General features: G+C 47.6%; 20 protein-coding genes and 1 pseudogene. 6 read left to right on the top strand and 15 right to left on the bottom strand.

Annotated elements, in window-relative coordinates; all coding sequences use genetic code 11:
* Nucleotides 1–32: 32 nt before the first annotated feature.
* The 3 genes from T411_RS0107150 to T411_RS0107140 all read left to right on the top strand — a co-directional run bounded on the left by T411_RS0107150 (nucleotide 33) and on the right by T411_RS0107140 (nucleotide 5,911).
* Nucleotides 33–3,776, top strand: coding sequence for a M66 family metalloprotease (locus tag T411_RS0107150; RefSeq protein WP_001035989.1), 3,744 nt, complete (start codon nucleotides 33–35; stop codon nucleotides 3,774–3,776).
* A gap of 147 nt (nucleotides 3,777–3,923) precedes the next feature.
* Nucleotides 3,924–4,430 (top strand): peptide deformylase, encoded by a 507-nt coding sequence (def, locus tag T411_RS0107145; protein WP_000279461.1) that lies wholly within the window; start codon nucleotides 3,924–3,926, stop codon nucleotides 4,428–4,430.
* 149 nt (nucleotides 4,431–4,579) lie between these two features.
* Nucleotides 4,580–5,911 carry a ferredoxin reductase family protein gene (locus T411_RS0107140; protein ID WP_011929348.1) on the top strand — a complete coding sequence of 444 codons (1,332 nt, stop codon included), beginning with the start codon at nucleotides 4,580–4,582 and terminating at the stop codon, nucleotides 5,909–5,911.
* Between the two features lie 74 nt (nucleotides 5,912–5,985).
* Here the strand turns inward: T411_RS0107140 and mnhG are convergent, their stop codons facing one another.
* The 11 genes from mnhG to tnaC all read right to left on the bottom strand — a co-directional run bounded on the left by mnhG (nucleotide 5,986) and on the right by tnaC (nucleotide 16,406).
* Nucleotides 5,986–6,309 carry a monovalent cation/H(+) antiporter subunit G gene (gene mnhG, locus T411_RS0107135; protein ID WP_000062160.1) on the bottom strand — a complete coding sequence of 108 codons (324 nt, stop codon included), beginning with the start codon at nucleotides 6,307–6,309 and terminating at the stop codon, nucleotides 5,986–5,988.
* Entirely contained in the window at nucleotides 6,309–6,587 is a 279-nt protein-coding gene (locus T411_RS0107130) for a cation:proton antiporter (RefSeq protein WP_000370509.1), read from the bottom strand. Before T411_RS0107130 ends, mnhG begins: the two co-directional genes overlap by 1 nt.
* Nucleotides 6,580–7,056 (bottom strand): Na+/H+ antiporter subunit E, encoded by a 477-nt coding sequence (locus tag T411_RS0107125; protein WP_000639706.1) that lies wholly within the window; start codon nucleotides 7,054–7,056, stop codon nucleotides 6,580–6,582. Before T411_RS0107125 ends, T411_RS0107130 begins: the two co-directional genes overlap by 8 nt.
* Complete coding sequence (locus T411_RS0107120) at nucleotides 7,053–8,549, bottom strand: proton-conducting transporter transmembrane domain-containing protein (protein ID WP_000125094.1); 1,497 nt, start codon at nucleotides 8,547–8,549, stop codon at nucleotides 7,053–7,055. Before T411_RS0107120 ends, T411_RS0107125 begins: the two co-directional genes overlap by 4 nt.
* Nucleotides 8,546–8,899, bottom strand: coding sequence for a Na+/H+ antiporter subunit C (locus tag T411_RS0107115; RefSeq protein WP_000398830.1), 354 nt, complete (start codon nucleotides 8,897–8,899; stop codon nucleotides 8,546–8,548). The genes T411_RS0107120 and T411_RS0107115 overlap by 4 nt, the downstream gene beginning before the upstream one ends.
* On the bottom strand, nucleotides 8,899–11,475 hold the full coding sequence (gene mbhE / locus T411_RS0107110; protein ID WP_000500259.1) for a hydrogen gas-evolving membrane-bound hydrogenase subunit E: 2,577 nt from the start codon (nucleotides 11,473–11,475) through the stop codon (nucleotides 8,899–8,901). Before mbhE ends, T411_RS0107115 begins: the two co-directional genes overlap by 1 nt.
* A 245-nt stretch (nucleotides 11,476–11,720) precedes the next feature.
* The gene (locus T411_RS0107105) at nucleotides 11,721–11,918 is read right to left on the bottom strand and encodes a hypothetical protein (RefSeq protein ID WP_000712921.1); all 198 of its coding nucleotides are present in this window, start codon (nucleotides 11,916–11,918) and stop codon (nucleotides 11,721–11,723) included.
* A gap of 74 nt (nucleotides 11,919–11,992) precedes the next feature.
* Complete coding sequence (locus T411_RS0107100) at nucleotides 11,993–12,934, bottom strand: universal stress protein (RefSeq protein ID WP_000713805.1); 942 nt, start codon at nucleotides 12,932–12,934, stop codon at nucleotides 11,993–11,995.
* Between the two features lie 195 nt (nucleotides 12,935–13,129).
* Nucleotides 13,130–14,344, bottom strand: coding sequence for an aromatic amino acid transporter (locus tag T411_RS0107095; protein ID WP_000043400.1), 1,215 nt, complete (start codon nucleotides 14,342–14,344; stop codon nucleotides 13,130–13,132).
* 99 nt (nucleotides 14,345–14,443) lie between these two features.
* Nucleotides 14,444–15,862 (bottom strand): tryptophanase, encoded by a 1,419-nt coding sequence (gene tnaA / locus T411_RS0107090; RefSeq protein WP_000427052.1) that lies wholly within the window; start codon nucleotides 15,860–15,862, stop codon nucleotides 14,444–14,446.
* 472 nt (nucleotides 15,863–16,334) lie between these two features.
* Nucleotides 16,335–16,406, bottom strand: a complete 72-nt coding sequence (gene tnaC, locus T411_RS1000000121565; protein ID WP_071908331.1) for a tryptophanase leader peptide — start codon at nucleotides 16,404–16,406, stop codon at nucleotides 16,335–16,337.
* Between the two features lie 237 nt (nucleotides 16,407–16,643).
* On the opposite strand from tnaC, the gene T411_RS0107085 reads away from it, so the two are divergent.
* Nucleotides 16,644–16,856, top strand: coding sequence for a DUF3820 family protein (locus T411_RS0107085; RefSeq protein ID WP_000462097.1), 213 nt, complete (start codon nucleotides 16,644–16,646; stop codon nucleotides 16,854–16,856).
* A 69-nt stretch (nucleotides 16,857–16,925) separates the two neighbouring features.
* Here T411_RS0107085 and T411_RS0107075 read toward each other — a convergent pair whose 3' ends face one another.
* The gene (locus T411_RS0107075) at nucleotides 16,926–17,408 is read right to left on the bottom strand and encodes a L,D-transpeptidase family protein (protein ID WP_001236188.1); all 483 of its coding nucleotides are present in this window, start codon (nucleotides 17,406–17,408) and stop codon (nucleotides 16,926–16,928) included.
* A 544-nt stretch (nucleotides 17,409–17,952) separates the two neighbouring features.
* On the opposite strand from T411_RS0107075, the gene T411_RS0107070 reads away from it, so the two are divergent.
* Nucleotides 17,953–19,950: a GGDEF domain-containing protein gene (locus T411_RS0107070; protein WP_001912115.1), complete on the top strand. Its 1,998-nt coding sequence runs from the start codon at nucleotides 17,953–17,955 to the stop codon at nucleotides 19,948–19,950.
* Between the two features lie 245 nt (nucleotides 19,951–20,195).
* Complete coding sequence (cspE, locus tag T411_RS0107065; protein ID WP_000078819.1) at nucleotides 20,196–20,408, top strand: transcription antiterminator/RNA stability regulator CspE; 213 nt, start codon at nucleotides 20,196–20,198, stop codon at nucleotides 20,406–20,408.
* A 289-nt stretch (nucleotides 20,409–20,697) separates the two neighbouring features.
* On the opposite strand, the gene T411_RS0107060 is transcribed toward cspE, so the two are convergent.
* The 3 genes and pseudogenes from T411_RS0107060 to T411_RS1000000121560 all read right to left on the bottom strand — a co-directional run.
* The gene (locus T411_RS0107060; protein WP_000181878.1) at nucleotides 20,698–21,414 is read right to left on the bottom strand and encodes an SIMPL domain-containing protein; all 717 of its coding nucleotides are present in this window, start codon (nucleotides 21,412–21,414) and stop codon (nucleotides 20,698–20,700) included.
* Between the two features lie 160 nt (nucleotides 21,415–21,574).
* On the bottom strand, nucleotides 21,575–23,227 hold the full coding sequence (locus T411_RS0107055) for a BatD family protein (protein ID WP_000238822.1): 1,653 nt from the start codon (nucleotides 23,225–23,227) through the stop codon (nucleotides 21,575–21,577).
* Nucleotides 23,221–23,755 (bottom strand): annotated as a pseudogene (locus T411_RS1000000121560) (hypothetical protein); the annotation flags it as partial. The gene T411_RS0107055 and the pseudogene T411_RS1000000121560, both read right to left, overlap by 7 nt.

Genomic DNA, 23,755 nt, shown 5'->3' with positions numbered 1-23,755 from the left:
ACCACAAGAAAAACAAAATGAGAAATCCAACCATGAACAAGAAACCATTAACGCTTCTGATAGCTGGGCTATTGGGAAGCACATCGGCGTGGGCGCAACATGAGCTCACTCTGGTGCAGATCGGCGAAAAAACCGTTGAGCGGCTAGAATCGATTAAAGCCATGGCCGAACGTGGAGAAGGGGTATTTGAGCGCAATGGCGAACGCTGGATCCGTTACAAAGGGACGGACTATCGCCTGAGCTACAAAAATGATCTGCAGTTCCCTTTTCTGCCTTATCAAGGCGGCGATGATACGCCTTATCGCAACGTGATTGACTTTGTCGATCAGAGTTGGGAATTCATGATGTATGACGGCGGTTTTTATCTCATGAGCCGTGAATTTGGTGTTTACGAATCAGACGAGCAAGGCTGCTTTATTGAGTACATTCCTGCGTCACACGGCTCTAAGCGTGCCGACGGCAGCTACATTTGGGAGCGTGATGTCATCTATCGCACCGAAACCAATGATTGCGGTGCGTTAGTAAAGCCAGAGATTCGCTCGTTAACCGTTTCGAGCCTGTCTGATGTCGGTGTGTCATTTGACTGGCTTGGGCAAAACGAAACGGACTCAGTGACACTCACGGTCACTAACCTCAGTGATCACAGTGATGTTCGACGTTATGACCATGTTTCTGCGGGTTTCTTTGTGGGTGGGCTTAAGCCAGAAACCCAGTATGAAATAGCCCTCAGTTCCTGCAATCAAGTCGATTGCGCTGAGCCGAAAGTGGTGCGCTTCACAACTCAGGAAGCTCGAGTTGGCTTTGCTGATGAGATCCCAACCCCGAACCATTTGCAAGGCAGTTTAGAAGGCGGGTTGAGCATCACGCAAACCCATACTTCGGTTGCGCCCAAGGGCAATGAGCTGACTGGGCAAGGCCATCTCGATGCGATCATGAACCGTGAAGCTTTACTGCTGTTTACGCCGCAGCAAGGTGAGGAGATTAACCAAGTCCGCGCCGAAGTGTTCCTCGATGGCGAATTAGTGCAAACCATCTTGATGCTGCCGCCCAGTGCTCTGGCCGCGTCGGATCAGCCAGAAAATGGCCGCATGAAAGTGGTATTTTCGCATCATGCATGGTCGCTGCCCCTGCAATGGGATTGGATGAAGCCGGGACTATCGCTGCGCCTGACTGACAACTTAGGCCGTGAGGGGGTGCTCAGCCAAGGTGAAATCCAGTTTGGCGGTGCGCCTGAGTTGGTGATCCAGAACATCGATATCGGCATGTTAATGCCACCGCGGGATCGCAACACCATGATCCAAAACTTGCCTACGCTTGCGGCGGATTATTTCCAGAAAATTCCAGCCTCTAAACTGGTGATGGCCGATTATACGCCAGCGCATTTCCCAGTCGTGACCATGCCAAACGGTGTGGTGTATACCGATAAGAGCGCAAGTACGGGCGGTTGGCACAGCGGTGATATGCGTGAAGCGATCGGTAAAGCCATGGTCTCTACGGGTATCAACAATGCCAACGTCGGTATTGTGAGCAGTGCGGGTTATTCGCAGCAGTACAATCGACGTTTTAACCACATCACAGCCCATACCAATGTGGGCATCTACACCAAAAAAGACACGGATTTACCGCAAGTCGTGGTGCATGGCGGCAGTGGTGGCGGTGGCATCGTGACACTGGAGGCGACGACAGGTAACGAGTGGTCTCATGAGCTTGGGCATAACTATGGCTTAGGTCATTGGCCGTACATGGCCTCGATTCACGATATGGAGTCCGGTTGGGGTTGGGATGCGTTCCACCAACGCTTTATTGGTAACTTACACTGGAAAGGCGATGTTTATACCCAACAGCAAGGTGATGATATTGTGCCACCGTTTAAAGATGCGTTTCGTTTCTTACGTGATGCGCAAAATGGCGGAGAGCAAGAGTACGTTGGCACCATCAGCCGCTTTACCTTGGAGCATCCGGCTCAGTCGCGCAAAGCACAGCGTTGGATGAACAACGGCTTCAACCTAGATAGCCACAGCCCAAGCGGCTATGTGCAATGGGATCAGGCGACGCAACGTTATAAAGCCGTCGAAACGGATACACCCAAACCCCAGCAAGTGGGTGTGCCGGTAGTGACCTTATTGGGGATTTACGATCCGCAGAATGAGAACCCTAGCCAAATCTATCCTCTGGTTTACTCAAATTATGGCAACCTGTTTGAGCTGCCACAGCCAGAGCAAGGTGAGTATCAGCTAGAAGGTTGGCAAGCGGTCGGGGATCTCACTCAAGCCCAAATCCAAAATAACCAATGGCAGACGCTACTGATTGATGGGCAACAACTGCCAATTTGCCGCTTTGATTACACCAATACCAATGGTCAAAGCGCGACGTTTGTTGGCGGCTTAAATGCACAGCGTAACGTGTGTGAAGGTAGCCGAGATATGCGCTGGTATAACGATTATCAGATTGATTCGCTAGTGGGGCAGTACGAGTTACTTTCACAATTTGGTGCAGGCAATGTGACCTACACTCCGAATGCGGAGATTGGAGAAGTGCAACTGTGTACTCTAAACAAGCCGCACAATAACGGTAGTCATGACGGGGCAGGTTTTGTTCGCAATGGCCGCTGTGAGCAAGTCGAAGGCGTGAAAAATAACGCTGAAGGTCGCGTTTGGAGCTATGCAATTCGTAATAGCGAAGTGTTGTCGAGAACCTTAGCTTCTCAACGTCGTTGTGAGTTAGTGGTGGAACATCGCAATGGTTCAACCCACATCGCACTGGATGGCAATCGTCATAAATCGACCGAAAGTAACAAGTTCCACGTTAACTTATCGATGGAAAAAGGTGTACCTACCCAAGTGAGTTTGAGCTGTAGTGACCTTAACGGTACTTCAACGCTGACACGTTTCACGCCAGATCAGAATCCGCCGCTGGATAAGCTCAAAGGTCCAATCATCATCGGTCAGGAATACGGTTACAGCCAAGTCATCGATATGACGAAAACCTTCGCCCAGAACCAGACTTTGCTGAACACGGATTTTGCGACCATCGCTGAGTTTGATGCCTTTGTGGCCGAACACTATGGGCGCGGCGTGCTCAACAATGGTGTGACAAAAGCGGAGCGCCGTGCAGGGGCGTTGTATGTTTACCCGAATCCAGAAACGGGCACGCGCGACTACTTTGTGATGCGCACGCTTGAAGCTGGGGCGTTCCCGACCGACCAAACCAGTGATCAAGGTTGGAAATACCTTGGCTCGGCAGATGACCACATTAACTTTGCTTTCAACCCAATCAAGCTCAACAGAGCCGAGGGTGTGAGCGTTGAAGCACGTGTGCAAAGCTACTTTGGTGTATCACGCTTGCTGACATGGGATGAACGCACCTCAACCACGTGGGACAACGCTTATAACGCAGTGTTTGTTGGTCAAATCGAAGGTGAAAACCATTACTTTATCCAAAAGCGTCCGGGCGAAGGGGAGGCATTCCCAACGCGCGGAGCGTCAAACCAAGATTGGATTTGGCTAGGCAGTGACTCTTCTATTCAAGAGACTCTTACTGAGCTCAATCGCGATCTGGCCAGCTTTGAGCGGATGCTGCTGGAATGGTATCAACAAGACGCGATGGGCGTGTGGGGCAGTGATGGTCAGCGTGGCAACGTGAACGATATTTATCAATATGCGTTTAGAGGTGGCTACCACTACTACCGCTTGAAAGTGACGAAGTATGGTTATTTCCCTTACCCAACCGATCCCAATCCAACTAATGGACACTGGGAATATCTCGGCCAGTTTTAAGTTATTCATTGCAAAGCCAGTCGTTTGACTGGCTTTATTTTTTCGCCAAACATTGTTTTTGCAACTATCGGCCTTGGTTTACAACTGGGAGAGAAAACACTATCTTACGCCGCGTTATTTTTATTCAACTAATGCTCCAAGGAAACCATGGCTGTTCTAGAGATTCTTACTGCACCCGATCCAAGACTTCGTGTTCAATCCAAACAGGTCACGGATGTGGCCTCAGTACAAACCTTAATTGACGACCTGCTTGATACCCTGTACGCCACGGACAACGGTATTGGTCTGGCAGCACCGCAAGTAGGCCGCGAAGAAGCGATTGTGGTGATTGATTTGTCAGACAATCGTGACCAGCCACTGGTGCTGATCAACCCAAAAGTGGTCAGTGGCAGCAATAAAGAGATGGGTCAAGAAGGTTGTCTATCGGTGCCAGACTACTACGCGGATGTGGAGCGTTATACTTCTGTCGTGGTGGAAGCGCTGGATCGTGAGGGTAAGCCACTGCGCATCGAAACGAGCGATTTCCTTGCCATTGTCATGCAACACGAAATTGACCACCTTTCTGGCAATCTGTTTATCGACTATCTATCACCACTAAAACAGCAAATGGCGATGAAAAAAGTCAAAAAACATGTGAAGAATCGCGCACGTTAATCGTGACACTTTGATTATTTCAAAATAGAAAGGCCGCCTGTATAACGGGCGGCCTTTTTGATCTTTACTCAACTTTACCCTTCTGCGACAGCGCTTTACATTAGGTTTGTTACTTTAAAATAACCTTATTGATAAAGCGGAATTAGGTTATGAACAGGGTTAAATACACTCTCTGGGTAATGGTTGGCATCGTCACTCTGTTATGGGTACAGGCTGAACCTACACTGTTTGGGTCAACAAACTTATTTCAGTGGCGATCAGGTTTAGTGCAGTTCTCCGGTATTCTGGCGCTCATGTTGATGTCGTTGGCGATGTTATTAGCGCTACGTTTACCTTCGGTAGAACGCTGGACGCGTGGCATAGACAAAGGCTATCGCATTCATAAATGGATCGGGATCTCCGCACTCTTACTGGGGATCTTGCATTGGCTTGCTTACCAGATTCCTAAATGGCTTATCTCACTCGAACTACTGACGAAACCCGCCCGCCTTAACGGTTCTGGCCCAAATAGTAACCTATCCGGTTTGGCTTTATGGCTAAAAGAGGCTAAGCCTTTGGCGATGGAAATCGGGGAGTGGGGATTCTACGCCTTGATTGTGCTGTTGGTGGTTTCGCTTTGGTCGGCCATTAAATACAAACCGTTTCGACTGACTCACCGCTTGATGGCGGTGGTGTATTTGTTGATTGCTTTGCACAGTGTGATCTTGCTGAAAAAAGCCTATTGGGGTGAGCCAATTTACTGGCTAACAATGCTGTTTATTGTGGTGGGTTCATGGGCTGCATGTTATAGCTTGCTCGGTTTGGTCGGTCGACAATCTCGTTATCCGGCTCATGTTAAGGCGTTTCATTACTGCCCTAACAGTCAAACCTTGGATTTAACCATTCAATTAGATAAGCCTTGGTTAGGTCACAAGGCTGGGCAGTTTGCGTACTTAAAGTTTGCCGGTGAAGAACCACATCCGTTCACTATCGCCTGTGCTCATCAGGGCTCCCAACTTCGCTTTTTGATTAAAGAGCTGGGTGATTTTACAACGGGGCTGCATCAGCGCTTACAAAACGGAGAGTCTTTGGAAGTCGAAGGCCCTTATGGCAAGTTTGATTTTTCGACTCAGCAACCTCAGATTTGGATCGGTGGTGGCGTTGGGATTGCGCCATTTATGGCTGGACTCGACTGGTTAATGAGGGAGAGAGCACACCCACCAGTACATCTTTTTTTCTGTTGCCATCAAATTGATCCGGATTTGTGCGCAGAACTTCGCCACAAAGCGCAGTTGGCTGGGGTTTCATTAACCATTATAGATTCGAGCGTTGATCCTCATCTGTCAGCAGATGACATTGCGCGCCGATGTGGAGATTTAAGCCGTTTCGAAATCTATTTCTGTGGGCCAATCGCATTTTCCAATAGTCTGAAAAAAGCGCTTAAACCTTACCAAGTGGATTTGTCACGCCAGTTTCATGAAGAACAATTCGTGATGCGCTAGGGCTTTCGAACGGATGAGTGATGAGCAGTAGTGGCAAGGCCATCACTGGCTGGAAGAGATGGATAGGCAGCAAACTACTTCTGCGCCTTTTTCTGTTTGGCCGCGTCTTGATTACGCCAGAAAGCATAGCCGGCTTGTTGTGTGACTTTACCCAGTAAATGAGCCGCAACGGGAGCGGTCAGAAAAATAAACAGCATGATGCCAACCAGTCGTGATATTACGCCAATCTCAGGCATACAGAGCGCGACAGCAAGGAGCAATAGAGACAAGCCTGCGGTACCGGCTTTGGTGGCGGCGTGCATGCGAGTATAGAGATCGGGCATGCGCAAAATGCCTAGGCTCGCAAATAGCGTGAATAAGGTGCCGAGAACCAGTAAGAGGGCCGCTAACATCGACATTAAAGTTCTCCTTTTCGTTTAGCGATAAATCGTGCAAATGCTATGGTGCCAAGGAAAGCCACTAAGCCTAGGGTTAAGGCAATATCCAATAGCGTTTGCTGACCACTGTCTAAGCTATAAACGACAATAAAGCCTATGGTGATAAAGGAAATTAAATCGAGAGCCACCACGCGATCGGCGAGCGATGGGCCTAACACTAAGCGGATAAACGCCATTGCCAAGCTAAGCAAAAGTCCTAGATAGGCGAAGTGAATCGCCAGCGGTAATGAATTATCCACGAGTGACCTCCAGTATCCGTTTTTCAAGACCATTTTTGATGTCGTTGATCACCGCTTGGTGCTCTGGCGCAAACATCGCGTGAACGATCAAATATTGTCTATCTTCGCTAACATCGAGACTTAAAGTGCCGGGAGTGAGCGAAACCATGTTGGCCAAAAGGGTAATCTCAAGATCGCTGCGGGCATCTAATGGCACGTAGACAATATCAGGATCGCTCAGATGCTTTGGCGTCACGACATCCCATGCGACTCGTGCGACAGAGACGACCATCTCGTAGATGAAATAGAGAATTAAAGTGGTGATGGCTCTAAAACGGCGAAAGTAAGTGGTTTTTAAGCCAAATGGCTGGCTGAGGCGCAATGCCCAAAAACCCACCACGAATCCCAATAAGAATTGCAAGCTGGAGTAGTCACCATTGAGCAGCATCCACGCTGTGGCAAGAAAGAGGTTGAGGAAGAGATAAATCATTTTGAGCCTCCCAAAACAGCATGGATATAAGCGGTTGGCGTTAATAATTGTTCTGCCGCTAAGGTTGCAAATTGGTAAAACGGCTGCGCAGCCAAACCAATCACTAGGCTAAACAGAGTGAGCACGAGGATCGGCAGTGCATAAAGACCGAGTGTTGAGCGGGCTAACGTCTCCTGCGGTAGAGCGGCAGGAGCATCTTTCCAAAACACTTCATTCCAAATTTTGGTCATCGAGAAAATCGTTAGCAGGCCAACCAATAGCGCAATTGCGGCAAGCCAATACAGCTCAGCAGCCAAACTCGCTTTGATGACTAGAAACTTGCCCCAAAACCCCGACAGAGGAGGGAAGCCCGCCAAAGAGAAGGCGGCGAGTAAGAAGCCAAAGGTAAGCCAGGGCATGGCGCGATAGACTCCGCCGAGCTGCGTCAATTGTGTAGTGCCGTACTTTCTGCCAATCAGGCCACCAATCAGAAATAGGTTCCCCTTTACTAAGATATGGTGAATAACATAAAAAATCGCCCCTGTGATGGCCAAAGGAGTATAAATGGCCAGTCCCATAATCATGTAGCCAATTTGGCTAATGATATGAAAAGAAAGGATTTTTTTAATGTCATATTGGCTTGCTGCACCGAGTACGCCAGTGAGCATGGTCAGCGCCGCAATCCCCAGTAGAACCGGTTGCCAACCACTGCCATCGAGCGGAAACACCAGAGTGAAGACCCGCAGCAAAGCGTAGACACCGACTTTGGTGAGTAAAGCAGCAAACAGGGCAACAATGGCGCTCGGCAAGGTGTGATAAGACGCCGGTAGCCAAGCAAACAGAGGAAACAGCGCTGCTTTGATAGAAAACGCGAACAATAGCAATCCAGCGAGCATGGTTTTCATCTCAGGAGCGAGGGATTGAGCTTTGTCATGTAAATCTGCGAGGTTTAAGGTTCCTGTGGCACCGTAAAGCAGTCCTATCGAAAGTAAAAACACCAAGGTAGAGATAAGATTGAGCAGCACATATTTGATGGCGCCATCGATTTGCTGCTGGTTTGCATCCAACACCATCAAGCCGAAAGAAGCGATCAGCATGACTTCAAACCAGACATAAAGGTTGAAAATATCCCCCGTTAAGAAAGCGCCATACACACCAGCCAGTAGAACATGCAACAGTGCGTGGTAGCGCGCGTATGAGAGTTTGGCGCTTAAATCGGCAATCGCATAGATAACGCTAACCAAACCAATAATGGCCGTCACCATGACCATACCGACGCTCAATAAATCAGCGACAAAAACGATGCCAAAGGGGGCTGGCCATTGCCCAAAGGCAATAGATGCTGGGCCATGAGTGTAAATGGTGATCGTGAGTAGAGCGCCAGTAAAGAGATTGATGACACTGCAGATCACACTCAAACCGTTGGTCAGCCAACGATTACGCCCCGCTAAAAAGATCGCAACTGCGGTGAGCAGTGAGATCACAACGGGTAAGGTCAACCCAATCGCGGTCATTCTTCCTCCTCTGAGCGACGCATCTCATCGACGTCCGCGCTGCGAGTCTCAAAATAAGCTCGGTAAAACAACATCAAAGCAAAAACCAGTAAGCCAAAACCGATCACAATGGCGGTTAAAATCAGGGCTTGTGGCAGCGGGTTCGCCGCACCTTCCGCTGGTAACAAGGCTCCTACCTCAATTAATGGTGGTGAGGCGGGGGTTAAGCGTCCTGCGGTAAAAATGGCCAAGTTCACCGCACTACTGAGGAGGATCAGGCCAAACAATAAGCGCAGTAAGTGTCGCTCTAGCATTAAGTAGATACCGGCGGCGACAAAAACACCGACAACAATGCTCCATAATCCTTCCATTAGTCGAGTTCCTCCTTAACGCGCAGCAACATGCTCATGACACCGCCGATGATCGCCAGATAGATGCCGACATCAAAGAGCAGTGGGGTGCCAAGCGGTAAAATTTCTTTCCACCATAATCCAGTTAGGAAAGGTAAACCGACCGCGACACTCATGGCTCCTGCCATAAAACTGAGCAGAATGCCAAACAGGGCAATATTGAGTGGCGAGAAGTGGAGACGATCTCTCACGTATTGGGGCGATTCGGCGAAGAGGAGCAGCGAAAAGCCGATCACCGCGATCAATGCGCCGATAAAGCCGCCGCCGGGAGCATTGTGTCCTCTCAGCAGTAGATAGAGGGAAAACATCAGCATCAAGGCAGTCACAATATGTGCGGTAGTGGCAAAGATTAGAGAATGAATCTTCTGTGGTTGCTCGGTTCGTTTGGGTAAGAGGCTAATCGCGACAAGGCTCGCCATGATGACCACAATGACTTCTCCCAAGGTATCAAAGGCACGAAAATCGACCAAAATGACATTGACGATGTTGCGGCCATGACCGCCGGGAACGCTCTGCTGCGCAAAATAGTCAGACAAAGTGGTATCGATAGGATGCGCTGTGATATTGAGCAGGATTAAGGTTACGGATGCGCCAATCACACTGGCTATCACCGCATTCAATGTGCGACGCGCTACAGAATGGCGAGCGACCGTCGACAAGTAGGGCATATGACGCATCAAAAGCACCACAAACACCACCATCAGTGTTTCGACCAGCAAAAGGGTTTTGGCAACATCAGGAGCGCTGTAAATCATAAAGACCAGCGTCGTCATAAATCCAGCCATGCCGAGCGCTAATACCGACAGCAAACGAGACGTGCTCAGCACACACAACAGCGCAGAAGCGATGAGTGCGAGCGCAATTGCGACTTCATAAAAATGAACATCAAACAGCGAGGCGCTGAAAGTGGCTGGTAAAGGTAGCGGCTGATAGAGCAGTATTAAGGCTAAAACGGCAAAAAATAGCAGCATATAACCGCTTGAGCGTTTTTGTTGCAGCATTTGCGTTTGCCAGCTTGCCAATGTCGCTAAATAAGCCAGCACGGCATCAAACATTTGCTCAGCTTTGGGCAGCGGCTTCACTAGGCGCGTGAGCCATGTGACTAGGGTTGCGTAGTTCAGATACAGCACGCCCCCTAACACAAGCGTGATACCACTCAAAGCCAGCGGGATATTGAAGCCTTGCCATAATTTTGCGGCTTGTGGAACGCTGTTTGGATCCATCGCCATGACTGCTGGTATGACTAAATGCTGGTTAATCCAATCCAGGGCAAAAACAGGCAGTAGGAAACTGGCGATAGCCAATCCCATCGCAGGTAGCCAAAGGGATTTTTTCTGTTCGATCGCTTTGGGTGGGTGGCTTTCACTCTCCTTGGTCGCTTGGCCAAAAAAGGGTTTGTAAAGTAGTGCGATGGCTAACGCCACCATCAGCGCATTAATCAGTAATAAGACCAGCGAAATCCACGCAATGCCAGATTCCACACTGGATTTGTACATGTACTCCTTGCTCAAAAATCCGAGCATAGGCGCAACACCGGATTTGGATAAAGCGGCAATAACCGCAGCAATAAGGCTCAGCAGCAAGACGGATTTTAAGTTGCCGAGCTTTTCTCGCTCTCGAGTGCCCGTCGCTTTATCAATATTGCCGACCACCATAAAGAGTGCGGCTTTGTAAAATGAGTGGGCGAAAATAAACAACACAGCAGCGGTCAGCGCGACCTCGGTACCTAATCCCAGCAGCAGGGTCAATTTGCCTAACGCAACATTGGTGCTGTAGGCCAACATCAGTTTTAGATCGGTTTGCTTGAACGCCAGTAGCGCGCACCAAAGTGCCGTTACCGCGCCCACAATGGTTAAGCAGTAGAACCAAAAATCACTACTGGCATAAATCGGTGATAAGCGGGCCAAAAGATAGATTCCAGCCTTAACCATGGTCGCTGAATGCAAGTAAGCGCTCACCGGTGTCGGTGCGGCCATGGCATTGGGTAACCAGAAATGGAATGGAAATTGCGCAGATTTAGTGAATGCACCGAGTAAAACTAAAATCAGCGAAGGCATAAACCACGGATGTTGCGCGATGTGATCCGCGTGTTCAATGATGACGCTGATTTGATAACTATTGGCCATCAAGCCAAGTAAAATCAGTCCGGCTAACAGCGCGAGTCCTCCGGCCCCCGTGACTAAAAGTGACTGTAGGGCATTTTTGCGTGAGACTGGTTTGTCATGATTAAAACCAATCAGCAGATAGGAAGTGATGGTGGTCAGTTCCCAGAAGATGAACAGCAGTAAAATATTGTCGCTTACCACCACGCCAAGCATGGCGAGCATGAAGAGAGTGAGGTAGAGATGAAATGAGAAGCGCGCCGCTTTCTCTTTCATGTAAGCGAGGGCATAGATTTGAATCAAGGCACCGATGCCTGTGATCAACGAGGCAAAAAGAAAAGAGAGCCCGTCAAGTCGGAAACTGAGATTCAGATCCAGCCCAGGAACCCAAGTGACTTGCCAAGCGTTACCACCGGTTTGATGCCAATAAAACACCCACCCAAATAGAAGGATGGGTAAAACGGCGAAAGGAAGTAATCTCGCCGACACTGTATTTGGGGTGAGGGATGTATGCTTATCGAGTCCTGTCTTCAAGATGGCAGCCTCTTCGATGTCATATTAACGCCGCTCAGTGCGTCCTTGTTGCGACGTCCTGAGCGGGTACAGGTATCTACTACTTTGAAAAGTATAGGCTAATTGTTGATAGCGTCGAGTTCGTTGGTGGAAGCGTGACGCATGATCTACTTTGATTGTGAGTCAAAGGGTGTAGGTCGCTCATCAAAATGGCTGCGTTCTGAGTCAAAAGGCAGGCTGACGAGCGGTAGCTCATTCGTGAGCATGGCGTCGTAAACACAATCACCGATCGCATTTCTTGGGCAGATATAGAGGTTGGCACGCTCCAACATTTCACAGTGGCAGTGTGGGCAGAACTTTTTCATCACATCCTCCTTAGACTAAGGATCACAACGGTCTAGCCAACAGATGAAGGTCGGTTGACCCAATGTGGCATTACTTACTCGTTTTTGATCGGCGAAACGAATCCTTCTGGTTTAAGAGCGACTAAAGAGCACTCAATCGACTGAACGATGTTTTCTGCCGTATTGCCAATCACAAAGCCTGCAATACCGGTTCTAGCGAGAGTCCCCATCACTAGAATGTCGATATTCTCTGCCGTGACCCATTCGGGGATCAGTTCATCGGGTTTACCGTGTAGATGGTGTATCACCAACTCGCCTGTAATGCCTGATTCATCAATCAGTTGACGTAAGGCTTGCTCATGTCTGATTTTTGCTTGTGCGATTTCTTCTGCGATTTGCTGCTGCTCAACTTGAATCCATACCTGATCATGCAGATAGTTTTCTAAATAGTACTCCCAGCAGGAAACAATATGCAGGCGACTGTCACACGTGTTGGCAATTGAGCGTGATAATTCGAGTAAACGCAATGCTAGGGCCTTTTGCTGCTCGGTCGTGGTGATAGGGTCGATAGCCACCGCAACACGCCGATTGGCTTTTGGCTTGGCTAACGGGCGATGCAACCAAACCGGGCAAGGGCATTTTCTCAGCAGTGTCATATCCAAAGCTTTAAAACCTTGCTGACTATGAGTCATAGGTTCCGCTTCTTTGATCAACAGATCGATATGATGGTTGAGTGCCGACTTAATAATCGCGACCGCGGGTTGCTCGCTGTGCTTAACCATTAAAGGAAAAGGAACCTCATCTTTATGGATGTGGTGCTGTGAACGGCACGCCTCTACGGTTTCCATCAAAGTGTTCAGATAGGATTGCTCGTAGGGTTCTTGATAGCGTTGTAGATCGGCAGGAAATGCTGGAAATGCAATCAAACCAGCAAGTTGACCGCGGTTATTGTAAGCAAGTTGAATCGCTTGCTCCAACGCGTCACTGTGTCCGGGTAAGCCTTGAGTTGCAAATAAGATATTCTTAAATTTTTTCATAGCCAGCTCCTTGGTTGATTAAAGATTAGTCATATTGCTGGCCTATGTCATAGCGAGTAATTGTAAGGGTTTATGTAATGCTGAGATTAGATCTCATCGATATGCTTGTCTGCGCTATAAAATAGGGAAGCCGCGGCGATACGTAAGAAATTGTTTCGCTACGGCTTCTTTGTATTGATGGGGTTGTTTTTGACGTTATCCCTTAAACGCAGGTAACAAATTGGCCATCGCCATCATATGAAAAACCGCGGTAAGCACACCAAAAATCAGAACAAGTCCAAGAGCTAGATTGCCTCCCGGTACGACAAACCCCTGCGCACCATTGGCTAAAGTGCGCGATTTACGCGCAAGCAGTACTGGGATAATACAGGCCCAAATAGTGGCGGCTGCGCCTGCGTAACCGATCGCAATGATAAAGCCGAATGGGAACAGCAAAGAGAGAATGAGAGGCGGCAAAAAGGTGACCAGCCAAGTTTTGGTACGCCCTTGTTTACAGTTGCTGAACTGAAATAAATCGGCCAGAAAATCAAATACGCCTAAGCCAACGCCGATAAAGGAAGATAGGATTGCGGCCATCGAAAAGGCGTTGATCGCTTGTGAGACTTTCTCCGACTCCACCACCGAACCTAAGGCTTTTAAAAGCACATCCACATTCCCACCTTGCTGTATGACAGGCGCAAAATCGGCACGAGGTAAATTGCCAAAAATGCTAAATAGCCAAAGCGCATAAAGACTTAGCGCAATCACTGTGCCTCCCAAAATCGCGTACTTGGCTTTGCGCTCTTCGCCGTAATAGGCACGCATGGATGAAACGGAGTGATGATAACCAAACGAGGTCAGCGCAACGGGCAGCATTGCCATCGCATAAGGAGCGTACTCACCACTTTGATTTAGGGTGTCAAATAGGATGGATGTTTTCACATTGATCGCTAATCCTGAAACACCAAAAATAAAACTCAGAACCATAAATACGATCAAAATAACTGAGATGCGATCCACTGCGCGAGTCGAATGCCAAACGAAAGCGGAAAATACCGCCACGAACAGTATCGAGGCTATTTTGCTATTAATATGCAGTAAATCCTGCAAAATCAAACCAGAAGAGGTGATGTAGGCGTACAACAAAATGCCACCGACAAAGTAAACGGTCAGGTTGTTAAAGCGATTGATATGGTTGCCTAGCATATCTTTGGTCACGGTATTAAACGAGACTCGAAGATCATAGTGTTTAAAGGCTTCAAGTAGCATCCAGCCTGAAAGCGTCATGACCGCCATGGTTAAAGCGAGCGCCAACATAGACCAGAGAGTCCATGCTCCGGCACCTGCGCTGGGGAGACCAAGCATACCAGCACCTACGCAGACGCTGGCAATAATGCAGGCTCCCCCAAACAGTGAGGGTTGTTTCGACATGATAAAATCCTTGGGTTTCACGTTATTGTTGATTTTGTTGTTATGTTTTTCAGGTCAAAAAAAGGCAGCCTATGCAGGCTGCACTTTTTCAATACCGTATTAGGCTTTTTCTTTTAAGCGAGCCGTAAAGTGGCGTAGCACGGGTGGCTCGTAAGTAAACTCCAATCCTTTGACGTTACGAGCATTGGCTTTCACCTTCTCAAATGCTTCGATGATGAAATCCATGTGTGTTTGCGTATAAGTCGCGCGTGGAATGGTTAAACGGAGCAATTCGGCTGGGCAAGGATGCTGTTTTCCGGTTGCAGGATCACGGCCAAGCAGGAGTGAACCAATTTCTACTGCGCGAATGCCTGCGACTTTATAGAGTTCACAAGCTAAAGCGTGAGCAGGGAATTGATCTGCTGGGATGTGAGGCAGCAGTTTACCCGCATCGACAAACGCAGCATGGCCGCCAGCTTGTTGGCAAATAACCCCAATCGCTTCTAAACCATTGACCAGATACTCCACTTGGTTAATGCGATAAGCGAGCCAATCTTGGCGCATACCGTCATATAAGCCAACCGCCAACCGCTCCATCGCACCGCCTTCTAAGCCACCGTATGTAGGGAAGCCTTCTTGCACCAAACACAGGGTTCGGCATTCGGTGTATACGTCAAAGAAGCTTTCGTCTTTGAAGCAGAGTAAACCGCCCATTTGCACCATGGCATCTTTTTTGGCCGACATCGCGAGTCCATCGGCGTATTTGTAAGCTTCACGCGTGATCTCTTCGATACTCCAGTTGCGGTAATCGCGCTCACGTTGCTGAATAAAATACGCATTTTCAGCAAAACGAGCAGAATCCATGATCACGGGAATGTCGTAACGCTGGGCAATCTCATACACGGCTTTTAAGTTGGCGATCGAAACCGGCTGGCCACCCGCAGAGTTACAAGTGATGGTGCTGACAATATATGGGACGTTTGCCGGGCCCGCTTCAAGGATGGCTTGTTCGAGCTTTTCTAAGTCGAAGTTACCTTTAAAATCGGCTTTAACACCGGTATCAAATGCCTCTTCGGTGTACACGTTTTTAGCAACACAGCAGTTGATTTGGGTATGGCCTTGAGTGGTATCGAAAAAGTAGTTAGATAGGGCGACCATTTTACTGCGATCGAGTCCTTTCTCTTTTTCACGCTTTTTAATCAAAACAGGAATATAAATCTGCTCTGCACCACGACCTTGGTGGGTTGGAATCGTGTATTCATAACCAAAAATATCTTTAACCGCTCTCGCGAGTGCGTGGTAGCTGCGGCTGCCGCTGTAGGCTTCATCACCACGGAACATGGCGGCTTGCATCTCCTGCGTGATAGCGCCAGTGCCGCTGTCGGTGAGCAGGTCAATAAATACATCTTCACTATCGAGCAAAAAGGGGTTCATTCCGGCATTTAAAATCGCCTTTTCACGATATTCCCGTGTGGTACGTTTAACAGGTTCAATAACACGAATACGAAAAGGTTCTGGTAAGTGTTTAAAATTTTCCATGCTGGGTATTCCTAAAAATTTAAATATAAAGTCGTGCAAGGAATAAATGAAATTCCTTGTGCTGAGATTGATTCACTATGCAGCTATGACGTAAATAATATCTACGTCGAAGCGAATGCATATTTAATGCTTACAAAGCTTAAAACGCATATTTATATTTTCTTCAATGGCTTAACTAAACACAGATAAAGACCAATATAAGTCATTAGATAGACTTAAAATTGTCGATATCTGGCAGTAAGCGATATCCCCTGCTTACTTGAGGCTGCAGCGTTGTTGGCAACGTTCGTTCACCGCCAATCCCAAAGTTTATCTATGCTCATGGGGATGAACACCCTTGCCTACTACCTGCAATTCCAAGTGGTGTGGGTATATAAAGCCATGCGTCAAGCGAGTAAGACAGCGGAATAACAAAACCGGATTGCAGTCGATTGACTGCAAAAACATGCCTAGTCATCCACGCGAGAAGGGATTACGCAGGAAAGAAGAAAGCGATTTTATAATCGAGGGTAAACCAGATACTAGAGTTGTTGTGCGTTCTCATATTTTCACCTATTTGAAATGATTCATTTCAAACCCACTTTGATTATGGATGAAAATAGCCATTCGTCATCTGACAAATGAATAAATTGAGAATACGCTAACAAAAAATAAAATAGTGGGTGGTGAATCACATTTATTCCGCTATTTTTATCTGCATCCAGATGCAGGAAGAGATTTACTTTTCTCACGCTTCGCTTTAGTCTGCCCGCTGAGTTATCGACGATATTCAATATTCACAATGTTTGAGAAAACGCATCTTATAAAATTGGCACAAATGAAAATGCCATTTGGTAAATACGCAGGTCGAGTTTTGATTGATTTGCCAGAACCTTATTTACTTTGGTTTCAAAAACAAGGTTTTCCAGAAGGAGAGCTAGGCGTGTTACTGGAGCTCTGCCTAGCGATCAAAATTGAGGGGCTAGAATCCTTAGTCAAACCTTTAAAACAGTAACCAAACTGGATTGCTGCGCCATGTTGTGGCGATCTCTTGGTCTGCGTTTTCAGCGCGAGACCAACCCATTTACCACTCAATATGTATGGGCACACCGGGCTGAACTAGGCTTAAAAACTCATCCATTTCTTGATTGGTAATGGCAATGCAGCCGTTCGTCCAATCAAAGCTTTGTACGAAACTCGGCTCTCTCTCATCACCGTTTTTTAAGCCATGAATCTTAATATCACCACCGGGATTTACGCCGCGCAAATGAGCGAGCTGCTGATCGCGAGTGTTGGGGTAGCTAATGTGTATCGAACGGTAGAAGCTCGAATCTTCAATAATAAAGTCTAAAAGATAGTGTCCCTCTGGTGTGCGTTGGTCGCCTTCTTGCTGCTTATGCCCTTTAGGCGATTTTCCTAGAGCAATACGATACTCACGAATGATTTCATTGCCTTGGAGTAAGTACATACGCCGTTTCGATTTATCCACTTTCACTAAATCGACTTGCGCATAACTCAGGTTAGGGAAAATCAGCAATAACAGCAGTACGGCAGAGAAAAGACGCATAGGAGACCCAAGATGGAAACAAACTGCGCCTAATTCTAGCAGATATCTTCTTGCTACTTGAAGCTATGGTGTGGTTAGCCATGCTGACTTCACACTCCGCACAGCGCTTAAGAGAGTGTGTCTACCTCAAAGTCCAAATCGTTCGGGAAGGGATTTGAAAAAACTGGGCTATTACAAGGAGACGGCAACCACAAAAAAACTGACTCATTAATGAGAAAAAATTCAAAAAGAGCATGCTATTGATGCAATAAATGGAAACAACCTCGCAAAAATGCTGGCTGTGCCGAGTATGCGATCAGTTATCTAAAAAAAGTGCGGCGTAGTTAACTGCCAGAAGGATAACCAATTGATTGCTTATCAGAATTTCGGCCATGATTTCGCATAAAACAAAGATTAAGTCAGGCTGCGCATGTTTCCTCGAACCCTACTCAAAAGAGTTACCTCAAGTCGTAATTATCGAATGTTGGCCGAGACCACGTTTGAGTACTTAACGACATTTCTATTATCGCAATCAGCTGGGATCGTACGAGCACCATCTCAAGACGTGGCAGGTCACACCTTACTCTCTTCCAACACGTTTACGCCGCTAGAAGCGTATCCTGAAGCCTTTTGGGCATGGGCTGCGCAGTTTGATACTTCCGATGGCTTGATCCCTTTTGCCATCAATACCTGTCGCTGGAACTATTTGCCAGTGATGGGCGGTGAGTCGTTTATTTTTATGCTGGATAATCATCCTCAGCATCGGACTTATCTGATCATTCAAGCGGCATGCGTCGATAAAGTACACCTGAGCACTCAATCCGGTGAGTTGGATTTTTTACAGTTAATTGCAGCGAAATGGCAATGCTTACGAGCGGAAATTGAAGCATCGAAAGAGTTTAAAAATCGTGATTTACGTGAGGCGCAGTACCTTAGTGAAATTCGTCAGCGAGAGCAGTTTATTGACAACATGAAGCTGGTGCATCAAGTCGCGCTCGAGTTGTCCAACCCCGCCAATCTTGATGAGCTACACCGCGCATCGGTCGAGGCTATGCGACATCGTCTCGGGTTTGATCGATCCGCGCTCTTGTTGCTTGATATGAAAAAGCGTTGCTTCAGCGGTACTTATGGTACCGATGAGCACGGTAATACGATTGATGAACAGCACACCCAGTATGATCTGCACCAATTAGAGCCTCAATATCTCGAAGCTTTATCCAATGAAGAGTGCACTTTGATGGTGGTAGAAGATGTGCCTTTGTACACCGTCGGACAGGTAGTGGGACAAGGCTGGAATGCCATGCTGATTTTGCGTGATGGTAATGACACCATAGGCTGGATTGCCATCGACAACTATATCAATCGGCAGCCGATTACCGAGTATCAAAAACAGATGCTTGAGTCGTTTGGCTCATTGCTCGCGCAAATTTATATTCGTAAAAAGCAGGAACAAAACGTACGTATGCTGCATGCCAGCATGGTCGAACTGTCTCGCTGTATGACAGTCAGTGAAGTGTGTAAATCGGCAGTCACCTTTGCGATCAACCGAATGGGGATTGATCGCATGGCGGTGTTTTTGACAGATGAAGCTTGCTCTTATATTCAGGGGACGTGGGGGACGGATATTCAAGGCAATATTGTCGATGAATCCTATTTCCGTGGTTCAACGCATGAAAATGACATTGTCGACCTTGCCAAAGTGTACCCAAACGAAGTGGTGTTTAAAGAGAGTGTTCCCATCTATCACGACTGTAAAATTGTAGGTTATGGTTGGACGGCGATGACCATGCTCACCGACAAAGGCACCCCGATTGCCTTTATTGCGGCGGATAATTTGATCCGACGTTCCCCCTTGACTTCACAACTGCGTGAAGTGATTCGTATGTTTGCTTCAAACCTCACCGAAGTCTTGATGCGAGCCAAAGCCCAAGAAGCGATCTCGGTACTCAATGAAACGCTGGAGCTTGAGGTGCGTAATCGCACTCGTGATTTGCAAAAAGCCAACGAAAAACTCGATTTAATGGCGAAATTAGATCCGCTGACTCGTTTAGGGAATCGCCGTATGCTTGAGCACCAACTGGAGCAAACTTGCGAACAGACCATCAAAGAGGTGGTCAATTATGGCGTGATCTTGCTCGATATTGACCATTTCGGGCTTTTCAACAACTGCTATGGTCATCTTGAAGGCGATATTGCTCTGATGCGGATTGGTAATATCCTCAGTCGACATGCGCAATCTGAGCATGAACTGTTCTGTCGTATTGGTGGGGAAGAGTTTCTGCTTTTAGTCGCCAATCGAAGCGCCGAGGAGATTCACTTACTGGCTGAAAATATTCGTAAAAGTATTGAAGCTGAATGCATAGAACACTGCGAAAATCCCAGTGGTGAGCTACTGACCGTATCGATTGGTTATGCTGCTTCTCGTTATAAACCGCGAGAGATTCAATTTGATCAGCTCTATGCAGAAGCGGATAAAGCCTTGTACAGAGCGAAAAGCCAAGGACGGAATCAGGTTATTGGCGTTATTGTTGAAAATATCGACTGCATACAGGTAGAAATGTAGCATTATCCAGCAGATTTCTTACGCTTTGGCAAATAACACAAATAAATGTAGCGTTTCGAAAAAATACGTGTATAGTTTACCTCGGCTCTTAGGTAAGAGTTGTTAATGTTAAATTCAGTGAAAGTTCAATCTCAGATCGTTATCGATTTCTCGTTAAACCTGCGTCAACTTTGTCTTGATATACCATTCAATAGCTTTCGTTATCAGCCAAATAAACTCATAGCAAATATATATCAGAGGTTACTATGTCTCAGAAAATGACTGGTTCAGTAAAATGGTTCAACGAAACTAAAGGTTTTGGTTTCATCTCTCAAGACAACGGCGGTCAAGACGTGTTCGTACACTTCAAGTCTATCGTTTCTGAAGGCTTCAAAACTCTGGCTGAAGGCCAGCGTGTAAGCTTCACCGTTGAGCAAGGCAAAAAAGGCCCACAAGCTGCTCAAGTTACTGCGCTGTAATTAGCTCAGATTGATTCTAAAAGGGGCGTGGTGAAAACCACGCCCCTTTTTACTTTCTAATAGATTATTTTCTAACATTGTTTTCTAACAAAAATTGCTTTCTAAAAAATGAATTTCTAATAAATGGATTTCCATTCATTTTTTGCTTTCGATGAATGCGCTCTTATCCCAAACACCCTAGTGTTGCTGTTCAGTGAGCTCATCCCCATCAGCCTCATCCCTATCAGCATAGACAAGACGTGATTCTCATCTTGCCCACACTGTTGCTACGAGAAATGGTTAGGGTGTATCAATCGGACAGGTAATACTCAACGGTGGTGACTACGCGTACATTTTTGATGTATGGCGTATTGTTATCACGATCAGTAATGGAAAACTGTCCTTGTGAAGCCGTTTTGATCTTGCCTAGCGTGCTTTGCGAATCTTTTGCAAACTTCTGCGCGACTTCTCTTGCCTGCTTCGTCGCCTCTTCAATCATGTCTGGTTTGATGGCATTGAGCCCGGTGAAGCTAAATTCAACGCGATTGTTGTAAGGATCTTGGTTAAAAACCACGCCTTGCTTACCCAACTGACCAATTTCGCTAATGATTTTGCGTACTTGATCGACTTGTTTGCTGTACACGGTCAAGGTTTGAGTCGCTAAATAGCGAAACTCAGCGCGGTCTTCACCATATTGTTGAGCTTTTTTATCGATCACAGCAGGTGCTGAAAGGGAAATCGCTGCGCGATCCACGCCTTTTTCCACTAAGAATTGGGTAATGAGCTGAGTTTGCTGATCGACAGTGGCAAACAGAGAAGAGAGCTGATTATCCGCAACGGTAAATTGAATTGGCCAGATGACGGTATCGGCCACCACTTCACGTTCAGACAGCCCTTTCACCGCCACAACGCGCTCGTACTCTTTAAACTTAACCGCCATTTGTTGTACCAAGAAGCCCAGTGCGGAAAGCCCGATAATCAGGCTTAGTCCGAGCACAGTGGCGGCTTTGGTATTGATATTGGTCATGGATGTCCTCCCAGTGATTGACCTTTTAACTGACGACAGAGAAGTACCACACCTAGCCACATTCTCCACCATTTTTCATCGCGCTCTAAATTACTCTTACCACGCTTAACAAGCTATCCCTCGAGGACATGAAATTGTCAGCCTCCTGTCAAAGCCAAAGTTATAACGGTGGTAAAGTGGATGAACGGCTGCGCTGCATTTTCCCCTGCTGTTTCTGTTTAGCCACAAGCCAATTTTTCAAGGGATTGAAATCCGGTTGCTCCGTCCGCTCCGAGAAACAAGCTTGCTGTAATGTATGGACAAGAGCCGTCAGGGTTTGCTCCTCTTCTTGATTCAGCATCACTTCCTTTTGCCAAGTACGTAACGCTGGGCTCAGAGCCAGTAAGTCTTGTTGCTCGATAGCTTGTAGCACGGCTTGATAGGCGCAAGACGGTGCGTTAGAGGCCGCTTTCGTTTTATGGTTCGCCTGAGGGTCGGTGTGCTTGTGACGCCACAACATCCAAGCCAAGAGGGCCGTACTGAGCCACAGCAGCGCAAACAGCAGAGTGATATATGGCCAATAGCCAGCGTCGACGACCTGCTGGATCTCAGGAGTACTCGGCTGGCTCGGCGTGGGTAATACAGGCGTTTCTTCGCTGGGTTTGACTTGCAAAGTCATGCCTGCCACTTGGCTGGTCTGCTCCGCTTGTGTCTGGGTGTTCCACCAGTTGAGGTTGAACTCGGGTAAGTGAATATCTCCTGCCTGACGAGGGATCAGCACTTGCTTGAAGGTCATTACGGTATCGCCATTATCCAGCGTACTAAATTGCGGCTTCTCAGCATAGACGCTGATGCTCTCTGGGTATGGGATGTGGATGTTTGGCAATTGTTGTTGAGTCAACCCACTGACTTGCAGACGAATCTCGCGAGTAATGGCATGGCCAACTTGAGTCGAGTAGGCAGTGGTTGAGTCGAGCTTTTGTTGCCCATCTTGCCACTCTTGAGTCAGGCTCAGCTTGGCGGTGGGCAGCCAAGTGCCCTGATAGTGTTTGGGTTTTTCTAATACTTGGATTGAGTAGTTTTTGGCCTTAGTCAGTATTGGGATTAAGCGAGTATTGCCACTGTATTGGTTACCATACAATAAGCCGGCCTTAAGCACAGGCTCACTTAAGGTAAACTGGCCTGCCTGCTCAGCGGTGATGCGAAAGGATTGTTCGACAATCGTCACTTCTACCCCATTGAGCACACTCGGATACTGTTTCGGCTCGCTCGCCGATTCTAAACGCATGCCCTCGACTTTCGGTGGGGTAATCTTGGGGTCGCGCAGGCGACGAATGTCTTCCTTAATGATCAACTGCGCGTGGAATAGTGTGCTTTCACCAGGATAAAGCTCTGTTCGTTCTAAACGGCTGCGTACCTCCGCCAACTCTTCCTGGGCAGGTTGGTCTTGATCTTCAGTCACTTGGATCGCGATAGGGGAGGTTTGGTGACTCCCTAACTGGAAACTTGGGATAGTCACTATGCCTACTTTTTGCGCCGCAAGCGCAACGGTCCATTCACTGCGTTGTGAGTAGTTGCCATTGATGATATTGGTCGAGGAGGCAAAACTCGGCTGGCCAACAAAAAAGTCAGGCTCCAGTTGGGAAAAATCGAGGGCATCAGCAGAGACTTTGTCATGACTGACAATTCGCAGCTGAAACACTTGATTTTTGACCACTTTATTTTTGCTGACACTGGCCACTAAATCAGCGGAATGCGCGGGAAGTGCCAGCAAACTTACCAGCAGCGTTAGCCAAAAAAGTACGGATTGAAACGGTGCGTGTATCTTTACCATGGCTGATCGGGTTCCGTGGGTTGAGGTTTACGTTGGGCTTGCAGAATAAATTGCGCGCGCAGTAGTGCACTCGGATCGCGAGCACTCTCGACTTGCTCCAACTTACGTAACATAGGGTCAAGATTGGGATCAGAAGAGGTGGTGACCGACTCGGAGGGCTGAGCGGCATTGGCTTTGTCACTCTGCTCATCGTTTTGCTCGGTTCCACTTGGCTGCCCATTTTTCGGATCTTTTGATTGCTCCTGGTGCGCGCTGGGTTCCCCAGCTTGCGCATCATCCACAGCGTTTGGTTGCTCCTGTGGTTTTGCATTCGCTTTGGGCTCAGTACTCTCTTGTAGATCCTGCTGTGGATCAGGCGTCGATGCGCCTTTTGTTTGAGAGCTCGCCTCTTGCTCCTTAGCTGTATTTGAGGGATTTGCTGATGAGTCTTCTTGCACTTCTTGACCGGAGGAGCCAGATGACGAATCCTGCTGTTGCTGTTGCTGTTGCTGTTGCTGTTGCTGTTGCTGTTGCTGTTGCTGTTGCTGT

This window comes from Vibrio cholerae ATCC 14035 (assembly GCF_000621645.1).
GTDB lineage: Bacteria > Pseudomonadota > Gammaproteobacteria > Enterobacterales > Vibrionaceae > Vibrio > Vibrio cholerae.
This window is presented reverse-complemented; position numbering and strand designations above follow the sequence as displayed.